Annotated in this window: 15 protein-coding genes and 4 tRNA genes; 7 read left to right on the top strand and 12 right to left on the bottom strand. The window is 41.0% G+C overall.

Features of this window, described 5'->3' with window-relative positions; genetic code table 11:
* Positions 1-2: 2 nt before the first annotated feature.
* Complete coding sequence (locus HWQ47_RS07930; RefSeq protein WP_269970618.1) at positions 3-1850, top strand: DUF885 domain-containing protein; 1848 nt, start codon at positions 3-5, stop codon at positions 1848-1850.
* 698 nt (positions 1851-2548) lie between these two features.
* On the opposite strand, the gene HWQ47_RS07925 is transcribed toward HWQ47_RS07930, so the two are convergent.
* The 5 genes from HWQ47_RS07925 to trmB form a co-directional block, all read right to left on the bottom strand.
* Positions 2549-3490, bottom strand: coding sequence for a LysR family transcriptional regulator (locus HWQ47_RS07925; protein ID WP_269970617.1), 942 nt, complete (start codon positions 3488-3490; stop codon positions 2549-2551).
* A 368-nt stretch (positions 3491-3858) separates the two neighbouring features.
* Positions 3859-4689 carry a YggN family protein gene (locus HWQ47_RS07920; RefSeq protein ID WP_442802098.1) on the bottom strand — a complete coding sequence of 277 codons (831 nt, stop codon included), beginning with the start codon at positions 4687-4689 and terminating at the stop codon, positions 3859-3861.
* Positions 4690-4918: 229 nt separating this feature from the next.
* The gene (gene glsB / locus HWQ47_RS07915; protein ID WP_269970616.1) at positions 4919-5833 is read right to left on the bottom strand and encodes a glutaminase B; all 915 of its coding nucleotides are present in this window, start codon (positions 5831-5833) and stop codon (positions 4919-4921) included.
* The gene (locus HWQ47_RS07910) at positions 5833-6156 is read right to left on the bottom strand and encodes a YggL family protein (RefSeq protein ID WP_269970615.1); all 324 of its coding nucleotides are present in this window, start codon (positions 6154-6156) and stop codon (positions 5833-5835) included. Before HWQ47_RS07910 ends, glsB begins: the two co-directional genes overlap by 1 nt.
* A gap of 45 nt (positions 6157-6201) precedes the next feature.
* Positions 6202-6918: a tRNA (guanosine(46)-N7)-methyltransferase TrmB gene (trmB, locus tag HWQ47_RS07905; protein WP_269970614.1), complete on the bottom strand. Its 717-nt coding sequence runs from the start codon at positions 6916-6918 to the stop codon at positions 6202-6204.
* A 231-nt stretch (positions 6919-7149) separates the two neighbouring features.
* Here trmB and mutY point away from each other — a divergent pair, with 231 nt between their 5' ends.
* Both mutY and HWQ47_RS07895 read left to right on the top strand, forming a co-directional pair.
* Positions 7150-8235, top strand: coding sequence for an A/G-specific adenine glycosylase (mutY, locus tag HWQ47_RS07900; RefSeq protein ID WP_269970613.1), 1086 nt, complete (start codon positions 7150-7152; stop codon positions 8233-8235).
* 2 nt (positions 8236-8237) lie between these two features.
* A complete protein-coding gene (locus HWQ47_RS07895) occupies positions 8238-8516 on the top strand; it encodes an oxidative damage protection protein (RefSeq protein ID WP_269970612.1) in 279 nt (92 codons plus the stop codon).
* Between the two features lie 62 nt (positions 8517-8578).
* Here the strand turns inward: HWQ47_RS07895 and HWQ47_RS07890 are convergent, their stop codons facing one another.
* Both HWQ47_RS07890 and HWQ47_RS07885 read right to left on the bottom strand, forming a co-directional pair.
* On the bottom strand, positions 8579-9169 hold the full coding sequence (locus HWQ47_RS07890; protein WP_269970611.1) for a YceI family protein: 591 nt from the start codon (positions 9167-9169) through the stop codon (positions 8579-8581).
* Positions 9170-9203: 34 nt separating this feature from the next.
* Positions 9204-9752 (bottom strand): cytochrome b, encoded by a 549-nt coding sequence (locus HWQ47_RS07885; protein WP_269970610.1) that lies wholly within the window; start codon positions 9750-9752, stop codon positions 9204-9206.
* 401 nt (positions 9753-10153) lie between these two features.
* On the opposite strand from HWQ47_RS07885, the gene HWQ47_RS07880 reads away from it, so the two are divergent.
* The 4 genes from HWQ47_RS07880 (at position 10154) to HWQ47_RS07865 (ending at position 11118) form a co-directional block, all read left to right on the top strand.
* Positions 10154-10229 (top strand) — tRNA-Phe (locus tag HWQ47_RS07880).
* Positions 10230-10272: 43 nt separating this feature from the next.
* A tRNA-Thr gene (locus HWQ47_RS07875) sits at positions 10273-10348 on the top strand.
* 611 nt (positions 10349-10959) lie between these two features.
* A tRNA-Phe gene (locus HWQ47_RS07870) sits at positions 10960-11035 on the top strand.
* A gap of 7 nt (positions 11036-11042) precedes the next feature.
* A tRNA-Thr gene (locus tag HWQ47_RS07865) sits at positions 11043-11118 on the top strand.
* A 353-nt stretch (positions 11119-11471) separates the two neighbouring features.
* Here HWQ47_RS07865 and nagP read toward each other — a convergent pair.
* The 5 genes from nagP to HWQ47_RS07840 form a co-directional block, all read right to left on the bottom strand.
* Positions 11472-12779 (bottom strand): N-acetylglucosamine MFS transporter NagP, encoded by a 1308-nt coding sequence (nagP, locus tag HWQ47_RS07860; RefSeq protein WP_442802090.1) that lies wholly within the window; start codon positions 12777-12779, stop codon positions 11472-11474.
* A gap of 243 nt (positions 12780-13022) precedes the next feature.
* A complete protein-coding gene (gene nagX, locus HWQ47_RS07855; RefSeq protein WP_269970609.1) occupies positions 13023-14159 on the bottom strand; it encodes a transmembrane glucosamine N-acetyltransferase NagX in 1137 nt (378 codons plus the stop codon).
* Positions 14160-14266: 107 nt separating this feature from the next.
* Positions 14267-15394: an N-acetylglucosamine-6-phosphate deacetylase gene (gene nagA, locus HWQ47_RS07850; protein ID WP_269970608.1), complete on the bottom strand. Its 1128-nt coding sequence runs from the start codon at positions 15392-15394 to the stop codon at positions 14267-14269.
* Positions 15395-15427: 33 nt separating this feature from the next.
* Entirely contained in the window at positions 15428-16330 is a 903-nt protein-coding gene (gene nagK, locus HWQ47_RS07845; protein ID WP_269970607.1) for an N-acetylglucosamine kinase, read from the bottom strand.
* Positions 16331-16549: 219 nt separating this feature from the next.
* Entirely contained in the window at positions 16550-19237 is a 2688-nt protein-coding gene (locus HWQ47_RS07840) for a family 20 glycosylhydrolase (protein ID WP_269970606.1), read from the bottom strand.
* Positions 19238-19614 lie beyond the last annotated feature (377 nt).

Here is a 19614-nt window from a genome sequence, read left to right as displayed (position 1 = left end):
TTATGACAATAAAAACAAAAACTAGCCTAATAGCCTTAGCATTAACAACTCTAATAGGTGGATGCAGTACTTCATCAACCTCCTCTCCTTCGGTAAATCAAACACCAGCAACCTTCCAAGCAGCCATAAGTGAATCAGAAAGAGCCAATGCCCTTTTTGAGACCCTGTTTATGGAGAATGTAATGGCAAGCCCTACTTCTCAAACCCAACTTGGGATAAAGAAAGATTACGGTAAATGGGATGAACGAGGTGAAACTGCAAATGCTGAAGATTTAGCTCGAACTCAACGCCACTTAGCGCTGCTGACACAGTTAGATGAAAGTAAACTTAATAGTCAAACGAGTCTAAGCTATAGCCTGCTAAAGCAAAAACTCGAAAATGACATCGCAGACAATCAATGGCGATACTATAACTATCCAGTTAATCAGATGTATGGTGGGCACTCTATGTTAGCCTCATTTCTAATTAACCAACATCAAGTTACTAGCGTCGAAGATGCAAATGCCTATATCAGCCGCTTAAATGGGATTCCTAAATACCTTGAACAACTTGAAGATGAGTTGGACATTCGTGCACAAAAAGGGATTATAGCCCCAAAATTCGTATTCCCACATGTACTTTCTGATAGTAAAAATATCATAAGTGGTGCCCCTTTTGACTCAGGTAAAGACAGTGCTTTATGGGCTGATATCAAAGGTAAAGTAAACTCATTAGCTATAAATGGTAGCAAGAAAGAAGCACTTTTAACTGAAGCCAAACAAGCCTTAGTCACTCAGGTACAACCTGCTTACAATAAACTCATCACCTTTATCACTGAACTTGAGACTAAAGCAGATAGCCGTGATGGGGTTTGGAAACTTCCTCAAGGTGAGCAGTTTTATAATAATGCTCTTGCCCGCACCACGACTACAAATATGACAGCGGATCAGATCCATGAACTTGGTTTAGCAGAAGTTGCCCGAATTCATCAGGAGATGCGCCGGATCATGAACAAGGTTGGCTTTAAGGGGGAACTGGCAGATTTCTTGACGTTTATGCGTGAAGATAAGCAATTCTATTACCCAGCAACCGATGAGGGCCGTGATGCGTATCTTAATGACGCTACCGCGCTTATCGATAACATGTCATCACGACTTGATGAAGTGTTTAATGTAAAGCCTAAAGCCCCTATGATCGTTAAACGTGTCGAAGCATTTAGAGAAAAATCAGCTGGTAAAGCATTTTATAATCAGCCAACACCCGATGGCAGTCGCCCTGGTACTTACTACGCTAATCTATACGACATGAAGGCTATGCCTAAATACCAAATGGAAGCACTAGCCTACCATGAAGGTACACCTGGGCATCATATGCAGATAGCCATAGCACAAGAGCTTGAAGGGGTGCCTAAATTTCGTAAATTTGGTGGATATACCGCTTATATTGAAGGCTGGGGACTCTACAGTGAATTCTTCCCGAAAGAGATGGGTCTCTACTCTGATCCTTACTCAGATTTTGGTCGTTTAGCAATGGAACTGTGGCGTTCTTGCCGTTTAGTCGTAGATACAGGGATCCATGCTAAAAAGTGGACTCGTGAAGCGTCAATTAACTACTATGTTGAAAATACACCAAATGCCAAATCTGATGCAGTAAAAATGGTAGAGAGACATATCGTTATGCCATCACAAGCCACGGCTTACAAAATCGGAATGCTTAAAATTCTTGAGCTCAGAAAAAAGGCCAAAGATGCGCTAGGTAGTCAATTTGATATCAGGGAGTTCCACACACTCATACTGAAAAATGGTCCTTTACCATTAGACGTACTCGAAACTCAGGTAGATGAATGGGTAAGTGGTATCAGAAATAGCTAAACAAATTTGGTTAGCTATGATGCTAGCCTTATAAAAAGACATTAAAAAAGCCACATCAATGTGGCTTTTTTAATGTCTTCAATATGATATTGGTATTTTACTTATGCTAGCAATAATACCAACTGTAGGGTACAGAAGACTCAATCTATCTAGTTCTAGAAAAATCACCCCAGCATAAAATACTGGGGCAAACCAAACTAGGATGATGGTTTTAAAGCTGACAATTGTTTTAGTTCTACAAACTCAGTCAGCATCAATTCAGGACTGCTACTTAAGCCAATCTGTATACATTAAATAAGAGGGGTCATTCTTAGTTAATGTATAAGAGTCAGATCATCCTGAATCAATAGTTTAATTGTATTTATTTGAGAACAAAGCACAAGTAGTATTCACTAATTTATTAGTAACCCCTTAATAAATGCACATAAAGAAAACCACAAGCAATAGGCATAACTAACTGAATTAAAACAATTAAAAAGCAAGGGCTCATAAAATTATTTTTATAATCCGCATTTAAGAACAATGTTTCCTTTCTATGCGCTAAACATATGCATTTTTAGAATAAGATATTCATGCTGATTGATGATTTTATATACTGAAACGGACATGGTATTCAAAAAATAAGATAAGTTAGCACTCCTTGAAAATCGACTTCCAAGGAGTGCTATATGTGATCAATTGCTGATGTCTAAATAAGACTATTTGCGTTTAGCATAAAGCTCTGCACAAGGGGCATCCCAATAAGGTGGAGCACCGATATGACCTTTAATAAAATCGATAAACGCACTCACCTTTGGTGCTAAGTGTTTTCTTCTAGGGTATACAGCCTGTAGTGGAAGGTGGTGAGTTAACTGCCAATCTTCCAATAATGGCACTAAGGTTCCTTTTTCTATCTCACCTTCAAGCAGATAACTGGCCAAATAAACGACACCTAAACCGCTAACGGCTGCTGATTTCAATGCTGGCGCATTATCAACTCTAAAATTACCTGAAACACCTATTTCACAGTAATCATCGCCTTTCTTAAATTGCCAAACACTGTGTTCATGCCACTCACCTTGGTATACCAAACAATTATGATCAACTAACTGTTCAGGACGATTCGGCTGACCATGTTTTTCAACATATTCAGGCGAGGCTACAAGTAGAAACTGACACTTCATCAGTGGTCGAGCAACCATGCCTAAAGGTAACTGTTCAGACATGGTCAATAACAGATCTAATCCTTCACTAACTACATCAACTTTATGATCGAGTAAACTCACCTGTAACTCCAACTCTGGGTGAGTTGCCATAAATTCAGGTAATGCGGGAATGATATGCATAGTGCCAAAGGACTGTGAAATCCCAACCTTTAACACTCCGCGGGTCGCGTCGTTAAGGTTGTGAACACTAGAAACGGCTTGTTCAGCATCTCTGAGCAACTCTTCACCTTGAGTGTAAAGTAATTGACCAGCTTCGGTTAGACTTAAACTTCGAGTTGTACGTTGAATGAGCTGAACACCAAGCTTATGCTCGAGATCTGCAACTTGAGTACTCACTTTAGACTTAGAAATTCCCAACTTCCTTGCTGCGGCACTAAAACTGCCAGCACGAGCAACATGAGTGAAAATTGCGATTGGTTCCAATAGTTCTAACATGTAAATCGCCTTAAGGTGTTTACGACACTATTTAAAACTTGTAATAATAGACATGTGAAACGGAACTAAAAACAAACAACATTAGCCCTTATAAAACATTCACTTACTTTATTAAAGTTCGCTGGAGTAGAGTTCGACACATGGCTTAGTCACTAAGATCTAGCCAGTGTTCTTATTATTATTATCAGTATACCAAAGATTTGTGCTTTCTAAGCGCTATTTTATTTAGTGTATTCAATCAGCTTTACACTTGTTTCTCTATTTATAAAAATCATACGAAAAAACCCCATATTCAACTAAAATACGGGGCGGTTGCCAATGGGGATGCAACAGGGAGTCCAAGGAGTAAAAGTAAACTTATATAAGAATTACTCGAACAACTGTCTTACTGGTGCATCGATGAGGGGATATTTGGCGAGCTCTGGTACTTGATCTCTTAATTTCTGTTCCAATTCGACTAAATATTGAAAACGCTCACACATTTCATTCGCTCTGCTTTCCAGATCTTTAGCTTGACTCTCCATCTGCAGTTCTATGTCCTGACCAACATTTTCCATTTTCGTTGCGAAAGCTTCCATATTTTGTTCAAAGGATTCACCATCACCAGAGAGCATCTGACTACCTAAGTTAATCATCATGCTGCCAATTGAATTTTTTACTAACTGCTCTAACTCTTGCTCGAACTCATCTCCAAAGGTGTCTTCAAGTGAGGATTGAGTCGCTCCAAGATAAAATTTGTCACCATTTTGATAAGCCACTTTTTCAACTCGCTGTTTAAGACCATCCATCATCTCATCGAGCTTAGCACCAGCGGCATCGCCCAATAATGGCGTTAATGCCATGCTTGCCGCTGAAGAAGCGATTCCTACTGCATCATGTACTAAACTAATCACCTCTGGAACTTGAGTTGATACTTCATCTGAGTATTGTAAAAGGAGTTTTTTCTGAACCTTGTTAAGTGATACAGGTTTACCCTCTACAAATAACTGGTCGACCTCGATTCGATAAATTTCAGCGTCCCCTTCTGTCACTGTCAACATCTCAGGTTCAATAACAACATCATAATTAAGTGTCACTTCACATTCGTTATTATCAGAATAAGAATATGTAGAACCTTGGTCGTGAGCCTGCACAGAAGTCATTGCACTGGCAGCAAATATCGCTGCGCTGATCCCTATTGAAGTTGCAAGTTTTCTCATTGGGTTTATCCTCAAATTATCAGTTGTTTAATTTTGATACATCGTCATGTCCCGCAAGAGCATTTATCAAAATCTCATATAGTAGAAGACAAAGCACAAGGCATGCCAAGTTTTATACAGCTGATACATAAGGGTTTATTTAATAATCAATAATAATGGAGTAGATAAAAAATTAGTGAATATTACTAGTTTTTGGTAAATTCACTAATTTATAAAATAGATAAATTAACTAAAAAATAGAACGTCCTAACCGTTGGCAGAGCTCTTCAAGTGCAGCAGTACCAGCCAGAGAATTACCGTTTAGATCAAGCTCTGGTGACCAGACACAAACAGACATATCTCCAGGAATAACAGCAATGATTCCACCACCGACGCCACTTTTACCCGGCATTCCAACTCGGTAAGCAAATTCCCCAGCACCATCATAGAGTCCTGAAGTTGCAAGTAATGCATTCATCTGACGTGTCTGTACAGGGGTTATCAACTGAGATCCAGCTAAACTCTTACCTCTATTGGCAAGGTATAGCATGGCTTTTGAGAGATCCGCACAGCTCATACGCATGGCACAGTAGTGAAAATAACTCTGAAGCACAGTATCGACATCATTATTAAAGTTACCAAATGACTTCATTAAATAAGCAATAGCTGCATTTCTAGCACTGTGGTCATATTCAGATACAGCAACAAGCTTATCGTAGATAATACTCGGATTGTCACTTAACTCACGGACGACCTCGAGCATTCTATGCTTAGGCGCACCTAATCTTGCTTGGAGCAGATCCGCAATAACCAAAGCCCCCGCATTAATGAAGGGATTTCTTGGAAGTCCTTTCTCTAGCTCAACTTGAACCAAAGAGTTAAATGATTGACCGGAAGGTTCCTTACCCACTCGAGACCAGATCTCACTCTCTTCATATAAAGTGAGTGTTAGTGTAAGGCTAAATACTTTTGAGATACTCTGAATAGAAAAGGGCTCGAGATAATCTCCAGCCCCTATAGTAGTACCATCGATAGTGGTCACAGCGATCCCAAGTTTATTGGGATTTACGTTTGCCAGTGCCGGTATATAATCGGCGACCTTTCCCTGTCCAAGCAGAGGTCGAACTTTCTCGACCACTTGCTCTAACAATGCCTGTTCGGGCATTAGCTCCACCAGATATCGTATAACTCGCTTACAACAAGATCAGAAACTTCTTGTCCTTTCCAAAAATCGCTAACAGCAGTACGATCTTCTTCTGAACATTTACCTATTTCTTGAGTAGCAATAATTCCTTCCCACTCTTTATGTCCACCACCGTGGAAGCCTAAATTACGAGGTTCGATAACGTCATCAATAAATTGATCAACAACAGTATCGATCTGCTCTTCGGTTACTGACTCATTAAATGTCCAGCTAATGTCAAAACCAAACTCTTGAAACTCATCAACGCGTAATTTTTTACGTAAACGACGGCTACGTGTTGCCATAGTAATGCCCACCTTAAGTTAAAGTAATTTAATATAAATAATTGATTAATCGATACGTTCGAACATAATGTCCCAGACACCGTGACCTAATCTGTGGCCTCGAGCCTCAAATTTTGTTAGCGGGCGATGTTCTGGACGTGGGACCACATCGTCTGTTGTTGATAGATTTTTGTAACCAGCAGCCGCACTCATCACTTCAAGCATATGCTCACTATAATTTTCCCAATCGGTAGCGAGATGAAATACGCCGCCTATTTTTAACGAGTTTCGTATAGTTTCAACAAAGACTGGCTGAACGATACGACGCTTATGATGACGCGCTTTATGCCAAGGATCAGGGAAAAATAGCTGAACACGAGCAAGGGTCCCAGCAACGATACTGTGCTCTAAGACTTCAATAGCATCATGATGGAATACACGTAAATTAGTGACTCCAGCTTCAGCAGCAACACTTAAACATGAACCAACACCCGGTTTGTGAACTTCGATACCAATAAAGTTAAGCTCTGGTGACGCCTTAGCCATTTCAACCAAAGATGCACCCATACCGAAACCTATCTCTAAAACAGTGTCAGCTTCTCGGCCAAAAATCTTAGCAAGATCTAATGGCTCTGGTGAGTAATCAAGACCCATTGCAGACCATTGCTGCTCAATAGCAGTAGCTTGACCTTTAGTTAAGCGACCTTCTCTTAATACAAAGCTTCTCACCTTGCGAAGGTACTTACCCTCTTCATTAAACTCGGCCGTTGTTACGTCACTCATTGTCGCCCTCAATCTTGGCATGGTAGATAGAAAAATAGAGCATTATCCAAAGTTCAACGAACTGTGCAAGCCCTAGAGCCCAAATAGCTTGGAAATTTGTGGGGGAAGTATACCAATTTTATCTACTGGTGCGAATCATCCAGTTTTGATAACCAAACATAACTTGTCTCTAATGCCTATGATAGATAGACTGCGCCTACAAAAACTCTTCGAACTGTTAACGACCCTATTATGCCTGTAACTGAATTGTCTCAAATAAGCCCTGATCCATTTTCATCACGGATCATTGTCTGGTATGACAAATTCGGTCGAAAACACCTTCCTTGGCAGATAAAAAAGACACCTTATAAAGTATGGGTCTCTGAAATAATGCTGCAACAGACTCAAGTCAGCACCGTCATTCCTTACTATCTAAAGTTTATGGAGAGGTTTCCCTCTATTGAAGCCCTAGCCGATGCTCCACAAGATGAGGTTTTGCACTACTGGACAGGGCTTGGTTATTACGCCCGAGCCAGAAATCTGCACAAATCGGCTCAGATGATCAGAGATGACTTTAAAGGAGCATTTCCTACCGATTTTGATGATGTTCTCGCCCTCCCAGGTATTGGACGCTCAACTGCTGGCGCTGTTTTGTCACTCTCTTTAGGTCAACACCACTCAATACTCGATGGCAACGTCAAACGCGTCCTCGCACGACATGGTGCTATTCAAGGTTGGCCTGGGCAAAAAATCGTTGAAAACCAACTATGGGAGTTAACTGACAGACTAACCCCTAAACAAGATGTACAAAAATTTAATCAGGCAATGATGGATATGGGAGCAACTGTCTGCTCTCGGTCAAAACCTGCCTGTGCTCAATGTCCAGTAGCGATAGACTGCGAAGCTCAACTTATGGGTCGCCAGACAGAATTCCCAGGCAAAAAACCTAAGAAGGTCACCCCAGAGCGAGCAGCTTGGATGTTAGTCATAGCTAAAGATGATGAGGTTATACTCGAAAAACGCCCACCAAGTGGCATATGGGGCGGTTTATGGTGTTTCCCTGAATTTTCAAGCCGCGAAGAGCTTGATGAATATATACAGGGAAAAGGTATTAAAGTTTCACAAGGGGAGTTATTGCCCGGGTTTAGGCATACTTTCAGCCATTTCCATCTAGATATCACCCCGGTAGTTATCAATATTGATGGCTGGATCGATAACCAGATCATGGAAGATAAGCCATCAGTCTGGTATAACTTACCCAATCCGCCTAAAGTTGGACTGGCTGCGGCAACTGAACGCATCTTAGCAGGTTTAGGTTCAGTATTTAATAAGGAGTAATCATGGCTCGCACTGTAAATTGCGTCTATCTAAACAAAGAGTCTGAAGGACTTGGATTTCAACTATATCCAGGCCCACTTGGTAAACGTATATTTGATAACATCAGCAAAGAAGCCTGGGGACTATGGCAAGCTAAGCAAACCATGCTTATCAATGAGAAAAAACTCAACATGATGAATGTCGAGGACAGAAGCTTTTTGGAGACTCAAATGGTGAATTTCTTGTTCGAAGGTAAAGATGTAGAGATTGAAGGTTACGTACCTCAAAAAGACGACGAATAGTAATTGAGTAAACTGCTTGACATTAAAAAAGCGCCCAAAGGCGCTTTTTTAATGTTGAATAATTACTGCCTAATTCCTTCAACGACTATGGCTAACGTTACATGGGATGAAGCTGGCCCCAAGTCCATCTTTATATCATAATCTTTCAAAGCAAATTCTGCAGTACCACTAAATCCCGCACGATAGCCTCCCCAAGGATCTTGACCTTCACCAATTGCTCTCGCCGCTATCGTAAGAGGTTTAGTCACGCCATTAAGCGTAAAATCACCATTTAGTAAAAAAACACCATCTCCTTCATCTACAATCGAACTAGACTTAAAACTAGCCTCTGGAAATTTAGCTGTATTTAAAAAATCAGGACTACGAAGATGCTTATCCCGCTCTGCATGGTTAGAGTCTAAACTCGCCGTATTAATACTGACATTAACTTTGCCATCAGCAAGTTTATCAGCATCAAAACTAAAATCCCCTTGAAACTGATTAAAGCGCCCTACTACAAAGCTATAGCCTAAATGGCTGACTTTGAAATCGATTGACGCATGAGCACCTTGCGTATCAATAATATAATCTGCTGCCGCAACCTCGGCATTCAGCAATACAGTAGTGGAGAATATGCTTGTTAACAATGCTGTTGATAGTAATGTCTTGTTCATATCTTTGATTCCTAAATGTTGCTTTATAAATGTTCTATTTTTTTGTTCTTATCATCCTGATAAGTGTTAAATCTTTATCAACAAAATGATGTTTAAGTGCTCCGAGCATATGTACAACAATAAGCCCTACCAGACAGTAGGCAGCAAATTGATGAAATGAACCTGCTATGTCGGCCTGACTATCAAATAATTCACCAATACTTGGGACCTCAAACAAATTAAAAACACTGATCCCTCGCCCGTCAGCTGTCGAAATTAGATAGCCACTACTCATAATCAAAAGCAGTAACAGATAAATAGATCCATGGGCCAACTTGCCAGCTTTAACTTCCCAGTTTCTATGTTCAGCTAATGGTGCAGGTTTTGGATTAACACCTTGCCAGATAATTCTTGAAACAGTTAAGACAAACAATATAATGCCGATGCTTTTATGTAGGTCTGGTGCAGCCTTATACCAACTACTGTAATAAGTCAGTTCAACCATCCACACACCGGCAAAAAATAGACCTAAAACAATTACAGCCGATATCCAATGAGTCAATATCGTAATGACCCCATAGGATTTTTCTGTATTACGAAACATAACAGACCCCATAACCAAGCCTCATGCAGCTTGTGACCTACCTAATAGGTTTTATTTTTAAAACCTCTGAAAATAGCCACGACACCATATTCATTAGAGCTTTTAACTATATTGCCCTCCATTAAGTCACCTAAACACTAATAAGGCTAATTAATAAGCGTAATCATTTGTAAATGGAGCGCTTAGCAGCGACATAATCAATTCAGAAAGGAGCTATAGCCTTTTATACAGAGCACAAAAACCTATTTTGAGCACAAACTAACCGAACAGTTACTGGATTACAAAAAAGCAGTTGCAGGGAGGATCACATCGCTATATTATACGCGCACTCCAAATGAGACGGGTTATTAACCACCTAGTTGTTATCTGGTTTAGAGTTGTTAACTAACGCTTAGTTAGTTGCCCGAATAGCTCAGTCGGTAGAGCAGAGGATTGAAAATCCTCGTGTCCCTGGTTCGATTCCGGGTTCGGGCACCAACATTTATTTAATAGATTTGAAATTAATCTGTTAAAAGAATAAGCCGGCATAGCTCAGTTGGTAGAGCAACTGACTTGTAATCAGTAGGTCCCGAGTTCGACTCTTGGTGCCGGCACCATATACGATAAGGCCACTCTTTTTGAGTGGCTTTTTTGTATCTGAATTTTACTTTTTAAAGGCAAGCCGACATAGTTTAAGTTGGCAGAGCAACTGACTTACTCTTTTAAGAGCACCTGTAGGTCGCTATAACAAAAACTTGGACTCTTGGTGTCGGCGCCATTTTCTTCTTAGTGAAGAGTTATCAAGCAGTCCCCCCCCCTTATACCATTCCCTCACCTTTCAATAAGAACTAAAGCACTACAAACAAATTAGATAGTGAAGATTATTTTCGCTTAAATTTGTTACCCTCTTCTACTTTGAAAAAAGAAGTGAAGCGTTTTACTCACACTTCAGACTGGAATAGTTTAAAAAGTACTTCAAAGCGGTACTTAATGAATCCTCTAGAGGATGCATTCCCTTATCCACAGTCCATTTAAACAACACTCATAGCTCATATTTAATGCTAAAAAAGCCTAATCGTTCAGTTTTTAATAAGTTGAACATCTTTGATAAAAAACTACTTGCACGGATCCGGTCATCGCTATATTATACGCGCACTCCAAACGAGACGGGTCATTAACCACCTAGTTGTCATCTGGTTTAGAGTAGTTAACTAACGCTTAGTTAGTTGCCCGAATAGCTCAGTCGGTAGAGCAGAGGATTGAAAATCCTCGTGTCCCTGGTTCGATTCCGGGTTCGGGCACCAACATTTAGCCGGCATAGCTCAGTTGGTAGAGCAACTGACTTGTAATCAGTAGGTCCCGAGTTCGACTCTTGGTGCCGGCACCATATAAGATAGCCCTGACATTGTTCAGGGCTTTTTTATACCTGTTTTAAGCCTACATAGTTCAGATGGCAGAGCAGCTGACTTACTCTTTTAAGAACATCAGTAGGTCGCTGTAACAAAAGCTTCGACTGGCACCATATCCTCATCTCTTAATGTTGTATCAACAAGCCTACGTCTTTCTGAAATAAGTAAGCTAAAGTTGACTCTCAAGCCTCTAAACACTCATATATCTTAAAGTTACCACCCTCCCTTTTTGAACACGGTTCAGTTAAAATGATTCCTTATTAGTAATCTACGGACATAAAAAAGGAGCCTTTGAGGCTCCTTTGATTTCTTTATTCAATTAAGCAGAAAATTACTTCCAGCTTTTTATCTTATAACCTTTAACGGCATAAAAAAGAATAAAGAGGTAACAAGGGAACATCACCATATACCCACCTTGCTGACCAAGTGATGATACTGAACTGGTTAATCCCCAAAATAGTGGACCAAATGCACCACCTGCAATACCCATCACTAACAGCGCTGAACCTGTACTGGTTAGTTTGCCCATACCAGATAAAGCGAGTGGCCATACTGCAGGCCATACAATCGCATTTGCCAATCCTAAGAAAGCGATCATAAGTAAAGTATCTGGCAGCTGAGCACCACCAAAAGGAACTAGCAAGATATTAGCAATTGCATAGGATTCATTGTCACCAAATACAATACCTAAAGTTAGCAATAATCCTAAGATTGCAGAAATCATTAACGCTTTTGGTTGAGAGATAAAACGTGGAATAGTAAGGATACCTAAGGTATAACCCAATACCATACAGATCATAGTATATGAGGTCATCACACCATAACTTTCAATGCCTAATGACAAGGCAAATGTGCCAATCGTATCTCCTGCGATCACTTCAACTGCAACATAAAAAAACAATGCAACCACACCAAAGGCAAGATTGGGATGAGACAAGGCCTCTTTGATCTGTCCTTTACTATTAGCTTGCCCATCTTCGTCTTCATCTGTTAGCTCAGGCAGTGGCGACTTCTTAACGACTAATGCCAGTATACCGATAAACAGAGCCATACCTAAATATGGTAGCACAAGACCATTTGCCATCTCATCTATCTGAAGTGCAGTTAATTCGGTACCCACTCTATCTTTAAAACTATCAAGGATTAAGGCGCTGAATACCAAAGGAGCTATAACACCCGCACCTTTATTCAAAATCCCCATAACACTGACTCGTGCTGCGGCAGATTCTTCTGGGCCAATGCGAACAACATATGGATTGACAGCAGTTTGCAATAACGTCTGTCCAGCTCCCATTACAAGTTGAGCAAAAAGAAACAATCCGAAAATCTGAGTCTTAGCAGCAGGAATAAATAACAGCCCAGCAAACATCATGACAGCCATGCCTAATGCCATACCATTCTTATATCCAACTTTTCTAATCAACCATGCCGATGGTAAAGCCGTGAAGGTTACAGCGATATAAAAAGAGAAGAGGATAAAAGAGGCTTGAAGAGGAGAAAGCTGGAGGATCTGTTTCAGGTAAGGCATCAACGAACCGTTGAGCCAAGTTGCAAATCCAAGAACGAAAAAAAGTACGGCAACTATCACCATCGGAATAATACTACTGCGCTTTTTGTCACTATTTAATGTCATTTCCATAAGCCTACTTCTTATAATATTTTTTTAATTAATGATACCCAATAAATAAGATATCTCTTTTTATAGTTCTGTAGTCAAAAAGGCCTTCAAAAAATATCTTTTTACCCATCGATAAAACAGGCCTTGTTTCATTGATGTTAAAACATTAAAACCAAAAAGACAACGCTGTCATTTTGGTTTTAATGAGATTATGGCTAAATATCCGTTTTAGAAAGCTAAAACGGATATTTAAAAGTTCTTCACTTAAACTTTTATGAAAACCCCACGTTTATACATCCAAAACAGCAGTAGCCACTGCACAAGTAACAGAGCAATGGTCGCGGCTAGACTATGTGCTGAGGATGGAAAAGCATTTATCACACCTCCAAATAGGCTTTGAGCCGTATATTTCCAGTCAATTAAGCTCGATGCGAGGTAGATAATTATGGCATTACACCCAATAACCACAAATGGGAACGCTATTTTCTGCCACTTTAATACATCAACTACACCATAGAAAATAGCCAGCAATATAATGCTCCACCCCGTTGTTACCAGAACAAATGAGCTCGTCCATAGATCTTTATTAACCGGAATAAAAATATTTAATAGCCAACCACTTCCAAACACTAATACGCCGACTAGCAACATAACGATAACTTTAAACCACTCACCCTTTGCATGTTCTTTGACTATAAAATACCCAACAAAGACACCTGCCATTGCATTGGCTATTGCAGGGATAGTCGACAAGAGCCCTTCTGGATCTAATGGCCTATTCTGGTATGTGATTCCAGGTAAAAAATGCGTATCAATATAAGCATTTATTGAACCTTGAGGAGTGAAAATACCAGCAGTTCCACCGGGGAAAGGGGCAAATAATTGAAGTAAACCATAACCTAGGAGTATCCCCACAGTGACAAGCACCTGAGTTCTTATGCTTGTATGCCAGACAATCATAGCAGCAAAAAACCAAGCACAGGCGATTCGGCCCAACACACTTGCATACCTTACTTCATCAATAGCAACAGAAGCGCCAGTCCCCCATCCGTGATTATATAAAATACCAAAAAACAGAAGTAGCAGAAGACGTTTAAGCGCATGCTTATATAGCGGCATCCTCTTCACCATAGGCAATTTATCTAAACGTTTAGGGGAGAGTCCAAGCGCAACACCTGAGAGAAAGATAAACAGAGGAAAGATTAGATCGTAAAAAGTAAAGCCATGCCACTGACTGTGATGCATCTGTGTATCTGCCCATTGCCATCCTTGCCAACTCGTCCAGGCTAACAGGCCCGCAAAAAGAGCTTCCCCACCAAGTATCCAAAACATATCAAAGCCCCTCAGAGCATCAAGTGACATTAATCTTCGTTTGGGGACCTTAGCTTGAGTAGCTTCCATTAGTTCTTCCCTAATATATTATTGTTATTTATTAGATTTTTTAAAACACAAAGCCCCAACAGCATAACTATCGAGGCTTAAATTTGAACGTTCACTTAGGGTTAGTCCTAAAAAACACGCTTACCACCTATATAGGTTTGCTCTACATAGATATCGCTATTGAGTAAGGTAAAATCAGCACGACTACCAATGGACAATTGTCCCTGTTGTTTGGCAAGTCCTAAAAACTGTGCAGGATAAAGCGAGCCCATACGTATCGCTTCATCTAAATTCAATCCTAACATATTGACTGTGTTGCGCACCGCGCCAGCCATATCCAGCACACAGCCCGCAAGCTCACCAGTCACCGCATTCAATCTATCACCTTGTCGAATAACTTGAGTACCAAAAAGCTCAAAACTGGCTTCATCATCCAATCCTACTGGTGGCATGGCATCAGTCACCAACATTACCTTACCTCTGGGTTTAGCATAGATAGCAACTCTTGCTGCTGCACTATGAACATGATGACCATCGACAATAAGACCGCACCAAGCATCACGGCTCTCAATGGCAGCGCCAACAACGCCTGGTGCTCGAGAACCAAAAGCTGACATTGCATTAAATAGATGAGTAAAGCCGGTAGCACCAGCTTCTAGAGCTGCTATAACGGTTTCATAGTCAGCATTTGAATGCCCTAAACATACCTTCACATCGGCTGCGACTAAAGCTTTAATCACCTCTACGGAGACATTTTCAGGTGCTAAGGTGACAATTTTAATCCCTAAGTCATGACGATTAAACACCTCAAGTTCAGCATCAGAGATACGGCGAATATGGGACTGAGGATGAACACCCTTCTTAGGTATTGAGAGGTGCGGACCTTCAAAGTGGACACCTAACACCCCCGCACTGCCTTTAACTAACGCGACTGCTACGGCATCTGCCGCTCTACGCATGACACCAATATCATCAGTAATAAGTGTTGGCATAAAACCTGTTGTGCCAAATTGAGCATGCGCTGCACCTATGGTCTCTATACATTCAACCGAAGTATCAGAATTCAATAGTGCTCCACCACCGCCGTTCACCTGAACATCAATAAAACCAGGAACTAATGTGCCATCCAGCTTTACTTCTTTAGCCCCATCCCAGGTATCAAAAGCGAGTAAATGACCGTCCTCAACAGTGATTGGATGATTATGATGAAAATCAGTGCCATCAAAAACTTGTTGTGCTATAAAAGTTTGTTTCATCAGTTAGCTCTCAATTTATTCAGTAACGCTTTATTAGCTCGCTTTGCTACCAAACTGCTGACGAGCAAAGTAGATAGCTCCAAGTTCAGGTGGTGCTAATGTCGGTGACATTTTAGCGACAACATCTTTGTCCAGCCAAGGCGCCAAAGGTTCGGCTAAACCGCCAATCATAGAAAAACGCGGTGGATTGATCTCAAACAGCTTACGAGCAAGCTCACTAATATATGCAGCCCCCTCTCTTACTATGGCCTGCGCAACATCATCCTGCTGATTAGCACATTCAAGCACCATTCGAGCTAATGTAGCGTAAACACTCGAACTTTTCCCTGCTAAATGTTCAACAATACCCATGGCATCATTCACTTTAAAATGATTCATCAAACGCTCTGTCAGTATGGTCTTTTCAGCAAAACCATCCAAATACAGCAAAGACTGTTCAGCAGCCTTTAAACCTAACCAAGCACCACTACCTTTATCTCCTAAAGCAAAGCCATGGCCACCAAGACTAATGTATTTACCATCAACATTGGCATAACCACAAGATCCCGTCCCCGTAATAATAACGGCACCTTCGCCACCTTTATGTGCACCGATGCAAGCAGTATGCAGATCACTGGTGACGTACATATCTGCAAAAGGGTGATCCCAATTAACGATATCCTGATAAAGCCTAGGGACATTAACCCCAGCCAAACCAAGACCTGCAACCAACCCCTTACTGTCACCTAAAGACATTCCTGCATCTGTTAATGCAAGTTCTGTAGACAATTGAATCGACTCAAACGTTTGAGATAAACCGTGAAGTGGATTTGCTCGTCCAGCTACACCAGTACCAATTACACCATCTTCAGCTGAATAAATCGTTGCTCGACATTTACTACCACCACCATCAATACCTATAAACAACGGATTCTCCTTCGTCTGGTTCACTATCATGACAGACCTCATTCACAGTTTTTCTTCAAAACGCACACGACCAGAATGTCGCTCTGCTCACTGATTAAGTTAACTTCATGTTACAACAATTATGACAGCGTTGTCATTTACTTTTTATACGTAAAAAACCTAAGGCGTATTTAAGAAAAAGTAGAGTCCATGAGGGTTAATAACGGTATGACTAAAGCATAAGGCAAAGTCACACCTGTTGTTTAATTGTTAATTAACAGTGAGAGTCCGTCCTTTTCTAACACCATCGGCAGCCACGGCTCTCACTTCAACAGTCCCTTTTACAACCACTGGAGATTGGAATGTGATCCACTCTCCACCAGCAACACGGTACTCAACCTCAAGACCTGGGTAGATTAGGTTAGTATGAAGTTGACCATCATGAATATGTGCACCGACAGTAGGTACACGGTAATCAATACCTGCCATATCGAGTTTTATTAACTCCTTTTGGCCTAGTGTATTGGCTATAACTGCCCACTGCTTAGCTTGGCTTGCACGCATCTGCTCAGTAAAGAATCCGGAGCTCTGGTTATAAATCGCACCTGAATATTGATAAGGTACTTCCCAGCTAGCTTTATGCCATGCTTTTTCGGCTAAAATAAGTAACCTCGGAAAAGTCATATATTCAACCAACTCATCACTTCTTAAGGTTTCACTCCAGATCTGTCCCTGTATTCCAGAAAAAGACTTATTGGCCTTCATTGGTCCACTGATACGTTTCCCATTTTCATTCAGCTTTTCGGTATCATCAGCTTCAAATGCCAGCCCCTGAATATCGGTCCATTGCTCAGCGTTTGCTGGTAAATTATCAGGCATAAAACCATACAACTTACGCTCATTGGTATTACGACTTGCCCAGTAGTAGCCATGCTCCTTTGGATCAGCCTCATAGGGGAAATCAAAATAAAGCACTTCTGGTGTGCCCAGTACTGCATCCCAGCCTAAGTTAACTTGATCATGGGCTCTTTTATATCCGTCATGGGAAATGACATCCCAGATATTAGATTGAGATTTTTGTGGCATCTTCGAAGGTCTGGTATGGCTCATACCATCACTCCAACCCGCAGGTTCTATCCCTTTATCATTGAGTATATTAGAGACTCGTTCGACAAAATATGCTCCAAACTCATCAAAATATGCTCCAAACTCATCAAAAGATGTGACACCTTGTACATTGTTGGCTAGAAACGCTTTACATTGAGGTGACTCAAGCCAGGCACCAGCTGTTTCATCGGCGCCTATATGATAAATAGTCAAAGGCTGCCCTGCGGCTTCATGTAACTTGGCGATTTCATCAATCACTTTATCGACAAAGTGGAAAGTAGACTCCATACACACGTTTAAGGTGTTATCGTCATAGTATTGAATCGATGAATACTCTGTTTTGTCCGCAAGATCGATCAGCATGTACTCTTTAGCAGCCACTTCATCACCTGTTACCATCAACTTGTTATAGCGCACCTCCATCGACTTGATAGCCGCCCTTGAGTGGCCAGGCATATCCATCGACGGGATCACCTGAATCTGTCTCGCCGATGCATACTTCAATATCTCAATGTAATCCGCTTTGGTGTAATAGCCACTGACTGGTGTATCGGCAAATGGACCACTACCAAGTTGCGGCAATAAACATGTGGTTTCACTCAAATCATGGCAACGCTTACTGCCAATGTCAGTCAGTTCAGGTAATCCATCGATCTCTAGGCGCCAACCTTCATCATCAGCCATATGCAGATGCAGCTTATTCAATTTATAAGCAGCCATCTGATCTAACATATCTAACACTAACTGCTTACTGTGGAAGTTACGTGACACATCGATATGCATGCCACGAAAGTCATACCTTGGTGCGTCTTCAATTAGCATGGAATTGATTGAAAGCTCTTTAGTATCTATCAAGCTTGCCAATGAAGATAAACCATAAGAGAATCCCGCATCATCGCCAGCGGCCAGCTTGATACCTTGTTTTGTTATGTCTAACGTATATGCACCAGTTTGAGTTGAACCTTTAAGCTCGCTTAAAACAACTGGCAACCCTTTGTCAGACTCTGCCACCCCTATTCGCGCTAATCTATGCAGTGCAGCAGCAATGAATTCTTTCTTGTGGCCGTTGAGTTCGAGCTTGATACCTGAATGCAGTGAAACTGGTTTATCATCTGAATTGATCGCTATCTTAAGCGGTGTTGGTATGATGCTATTTGTTGCTGCATCTAACTGTAGCTCAATGCCCTGGTTGGCTTGAAACAGAACCTCAGTTTTTGCCCACTTGATTAAGTCTGTGTCGCTGCGTTTATAGTGTTTATCTGCATCGGTAAATTCGACAGCGTAAGGCCTGACTTCAATGCCTGTTTCTGAGTCATAGGTCACAGCAGTGCTCTTAATTAAAGCTGGGGTTAACTCACCAGATACCAAGTAATAGTTTGGCATCGCGTCAATTTCAGATAAGTGCCAAAGCTCACCACGGAAATCGATGGTTTTGGTCTCCCCTTTCTTTAAGCCTTTAAAGGAGGTTGTTGGGGTTATCTTATGCAGATCGCCCTTTACACGCGTTATAGTGAACTCATCAGACAGTACATCTTGTACCGGCCTCATTTGACTGTAATAGATAGCCCAATCAGAACTGGTTAAATCAACACTCGAAGTAAGATCGATTTGAGCACTAAAACAGCGTCCGTCCACACCTGCAGTAGGGCAACCTTCAGGAAAGTTGGTTAGAAGACGATATTTTACATCAAGGGTATCACCCAGTTGATTTAATCGTGTTTGTGTCATTGCCAATGAAGCATCGGCTTTTGCTTGCACAATTGAGCTCTTATCATCTACAACACTATTTTCAGAACAACCAATTGTCACCAATACTAAGGTGATGGTCGCAGTCAATAATTTAAGCTTCATTGTATCCCTCTATTATTATAATTATTCAGGTGACTTTCTTATGCCAAATTCCTTGAGTCAAGCATATGAAAAATATCTTAGTATTGTATATTCGTCCCTGTAAACGGCATAATCCAATCCCCCCAACCTTTCTCCTTGGAAAAACAAACCCTCATTCGACTATAGAAGTTGCACACGGCTAAAAGAAACAGAACCAGTGGCAAACTCATTTGAATTTTTAAACATATCATTGGTGACATAAGTTTACTCTCCAGCGGCTTCAGCTGACAATGTCGGCTGATTTGCATCACCGATACAGTCTTATTTATTGCTGTTGACACATCAACTAAAGGAGAGATAGTAATGACTAAGGTTTCAGCGGTAACATTCGTAATAAT

Origin of the sequence: Shewanella sp. MTB7 (assembly GCF_027571385.1) — a bacterium.
GTDB lineage: Bacteria > Pseudomonadota > Gammaproteobacteria > Enterobacterales > Shewanellaceae > Shewanella.
This window is presented reverse-complemented; position numbering and strand designations above follow the sequence as displayed.

What these genes read in the sequence shown, in the direction of transcription:
- HWQ47_RS07930 (WP_269970618.1), top strand. Translation starts at nt 3, where the DNA reads ATGACAATAAAAACAAAAACTAGCCTAATAGCCTTAGCATTAACAACT.
- HWQ47_RS07925 (WP_269970617.1), bottom strand. Translation starts at nt 3,490, where the DNA reads ATGTTAGAACTATTGGAACCAATCGCAATTTTCACTCATGTTGCTCGT.
- HWQ47_RS07920 (WP_442802098.1), bottom strand. Translation starts at nt 4,689, where the DNA reads ATGAGAAAACTTGCAACTTCAATAGGGATCAGCGCAGCGATATTTGCT.
- glsB (WP_269970616.1), bottom strand. Translation starts at nt 5,833, where the DNA reads ATGCCCGAACAGGCATTGTTAGAGCAAGTGGTCGAGAAAGTTCGACCT.
- HWQ47_RS07910 (WP_269970615.1), bottom strand. Translation starts at nt 6,156, where the DNA reads ATGGCAACACGTAGCCGTCGTTTACGTAAAAAATTACGCGTTGATGAG.
- trmB (WP_269970614.1), bottom strand. Translation starts at nt 6,918, where the DNA reads ATGAGTGACGTAACAACGGCCGAGTTTAATGAAGAGGGTAAGTACCTT.
- mutY (WP_269970613.1), top strand. Translation starts at nt 7,150, where the DNA reads ATGCCTGTAACTGAATTGTCTCAAATAAGCCCTGATCCATTTTCATCA.
- HWQ47_RS07895 (WP_269970612.1), top strand. Translation starts at nt 8,238, where the DNA reads ATGGCTCGCACTGTAAATTGCGTCTATCTAAACAAAGAGTCTGAAGGA.
- HWQ47_RS07890 (WP_269970611.1), bottom strand. Translation starts at nt 9,169, where the DNA reads ATGAACAAGACATTACTATCAACAGCATTGTTAACAAGCATATTCTCC.
- HWQ47_RS07885 (WP_269970610.1), bottom strand. Translation starts at nt 9,752, where the DNA reads ATGTTTCGTAATACAGAAAAATCCTATGGGGTCATTACGATATTGACT.
- nagP (WP_442802090.1), bottom strand. Translation starts at nt 12,779, where the DNA reads ATGGAAATGACATTAAATAGTGACAAAAAGCGCAGTAGTATTATTCCG.
- nagX (WP_269970609.1), bottom strand. Translation starts at nt 14,159, where the DNA reads ATGGAAGCTACTCAAGCTAAGGTCCCCAAACGAAGATTAATGTCACTT.
- nagA (WP_269970608.1), bottom strand. Translation starts at nt 15,394, where the DNA reads ATGAAACAAACTTTTATAGCACAACAAGTTTTTGATGGCACTGATTTT.
- nagK (WP_269970607.1), bottom strand. Translation starts at nt 16,330, where the DNA reads ATGATAGTGAACCAGACGAAGGAGAATCCGTTGTTTATAGGTATTGAT.
- HWQ47_RS07840 (WP_269970606.1), bottom strand. Translation starts at nt 19,237, where the DNA reads ATGAAGCTTAAATTATTGACTGCGACCATCACCTTAGTATTGGTGACA.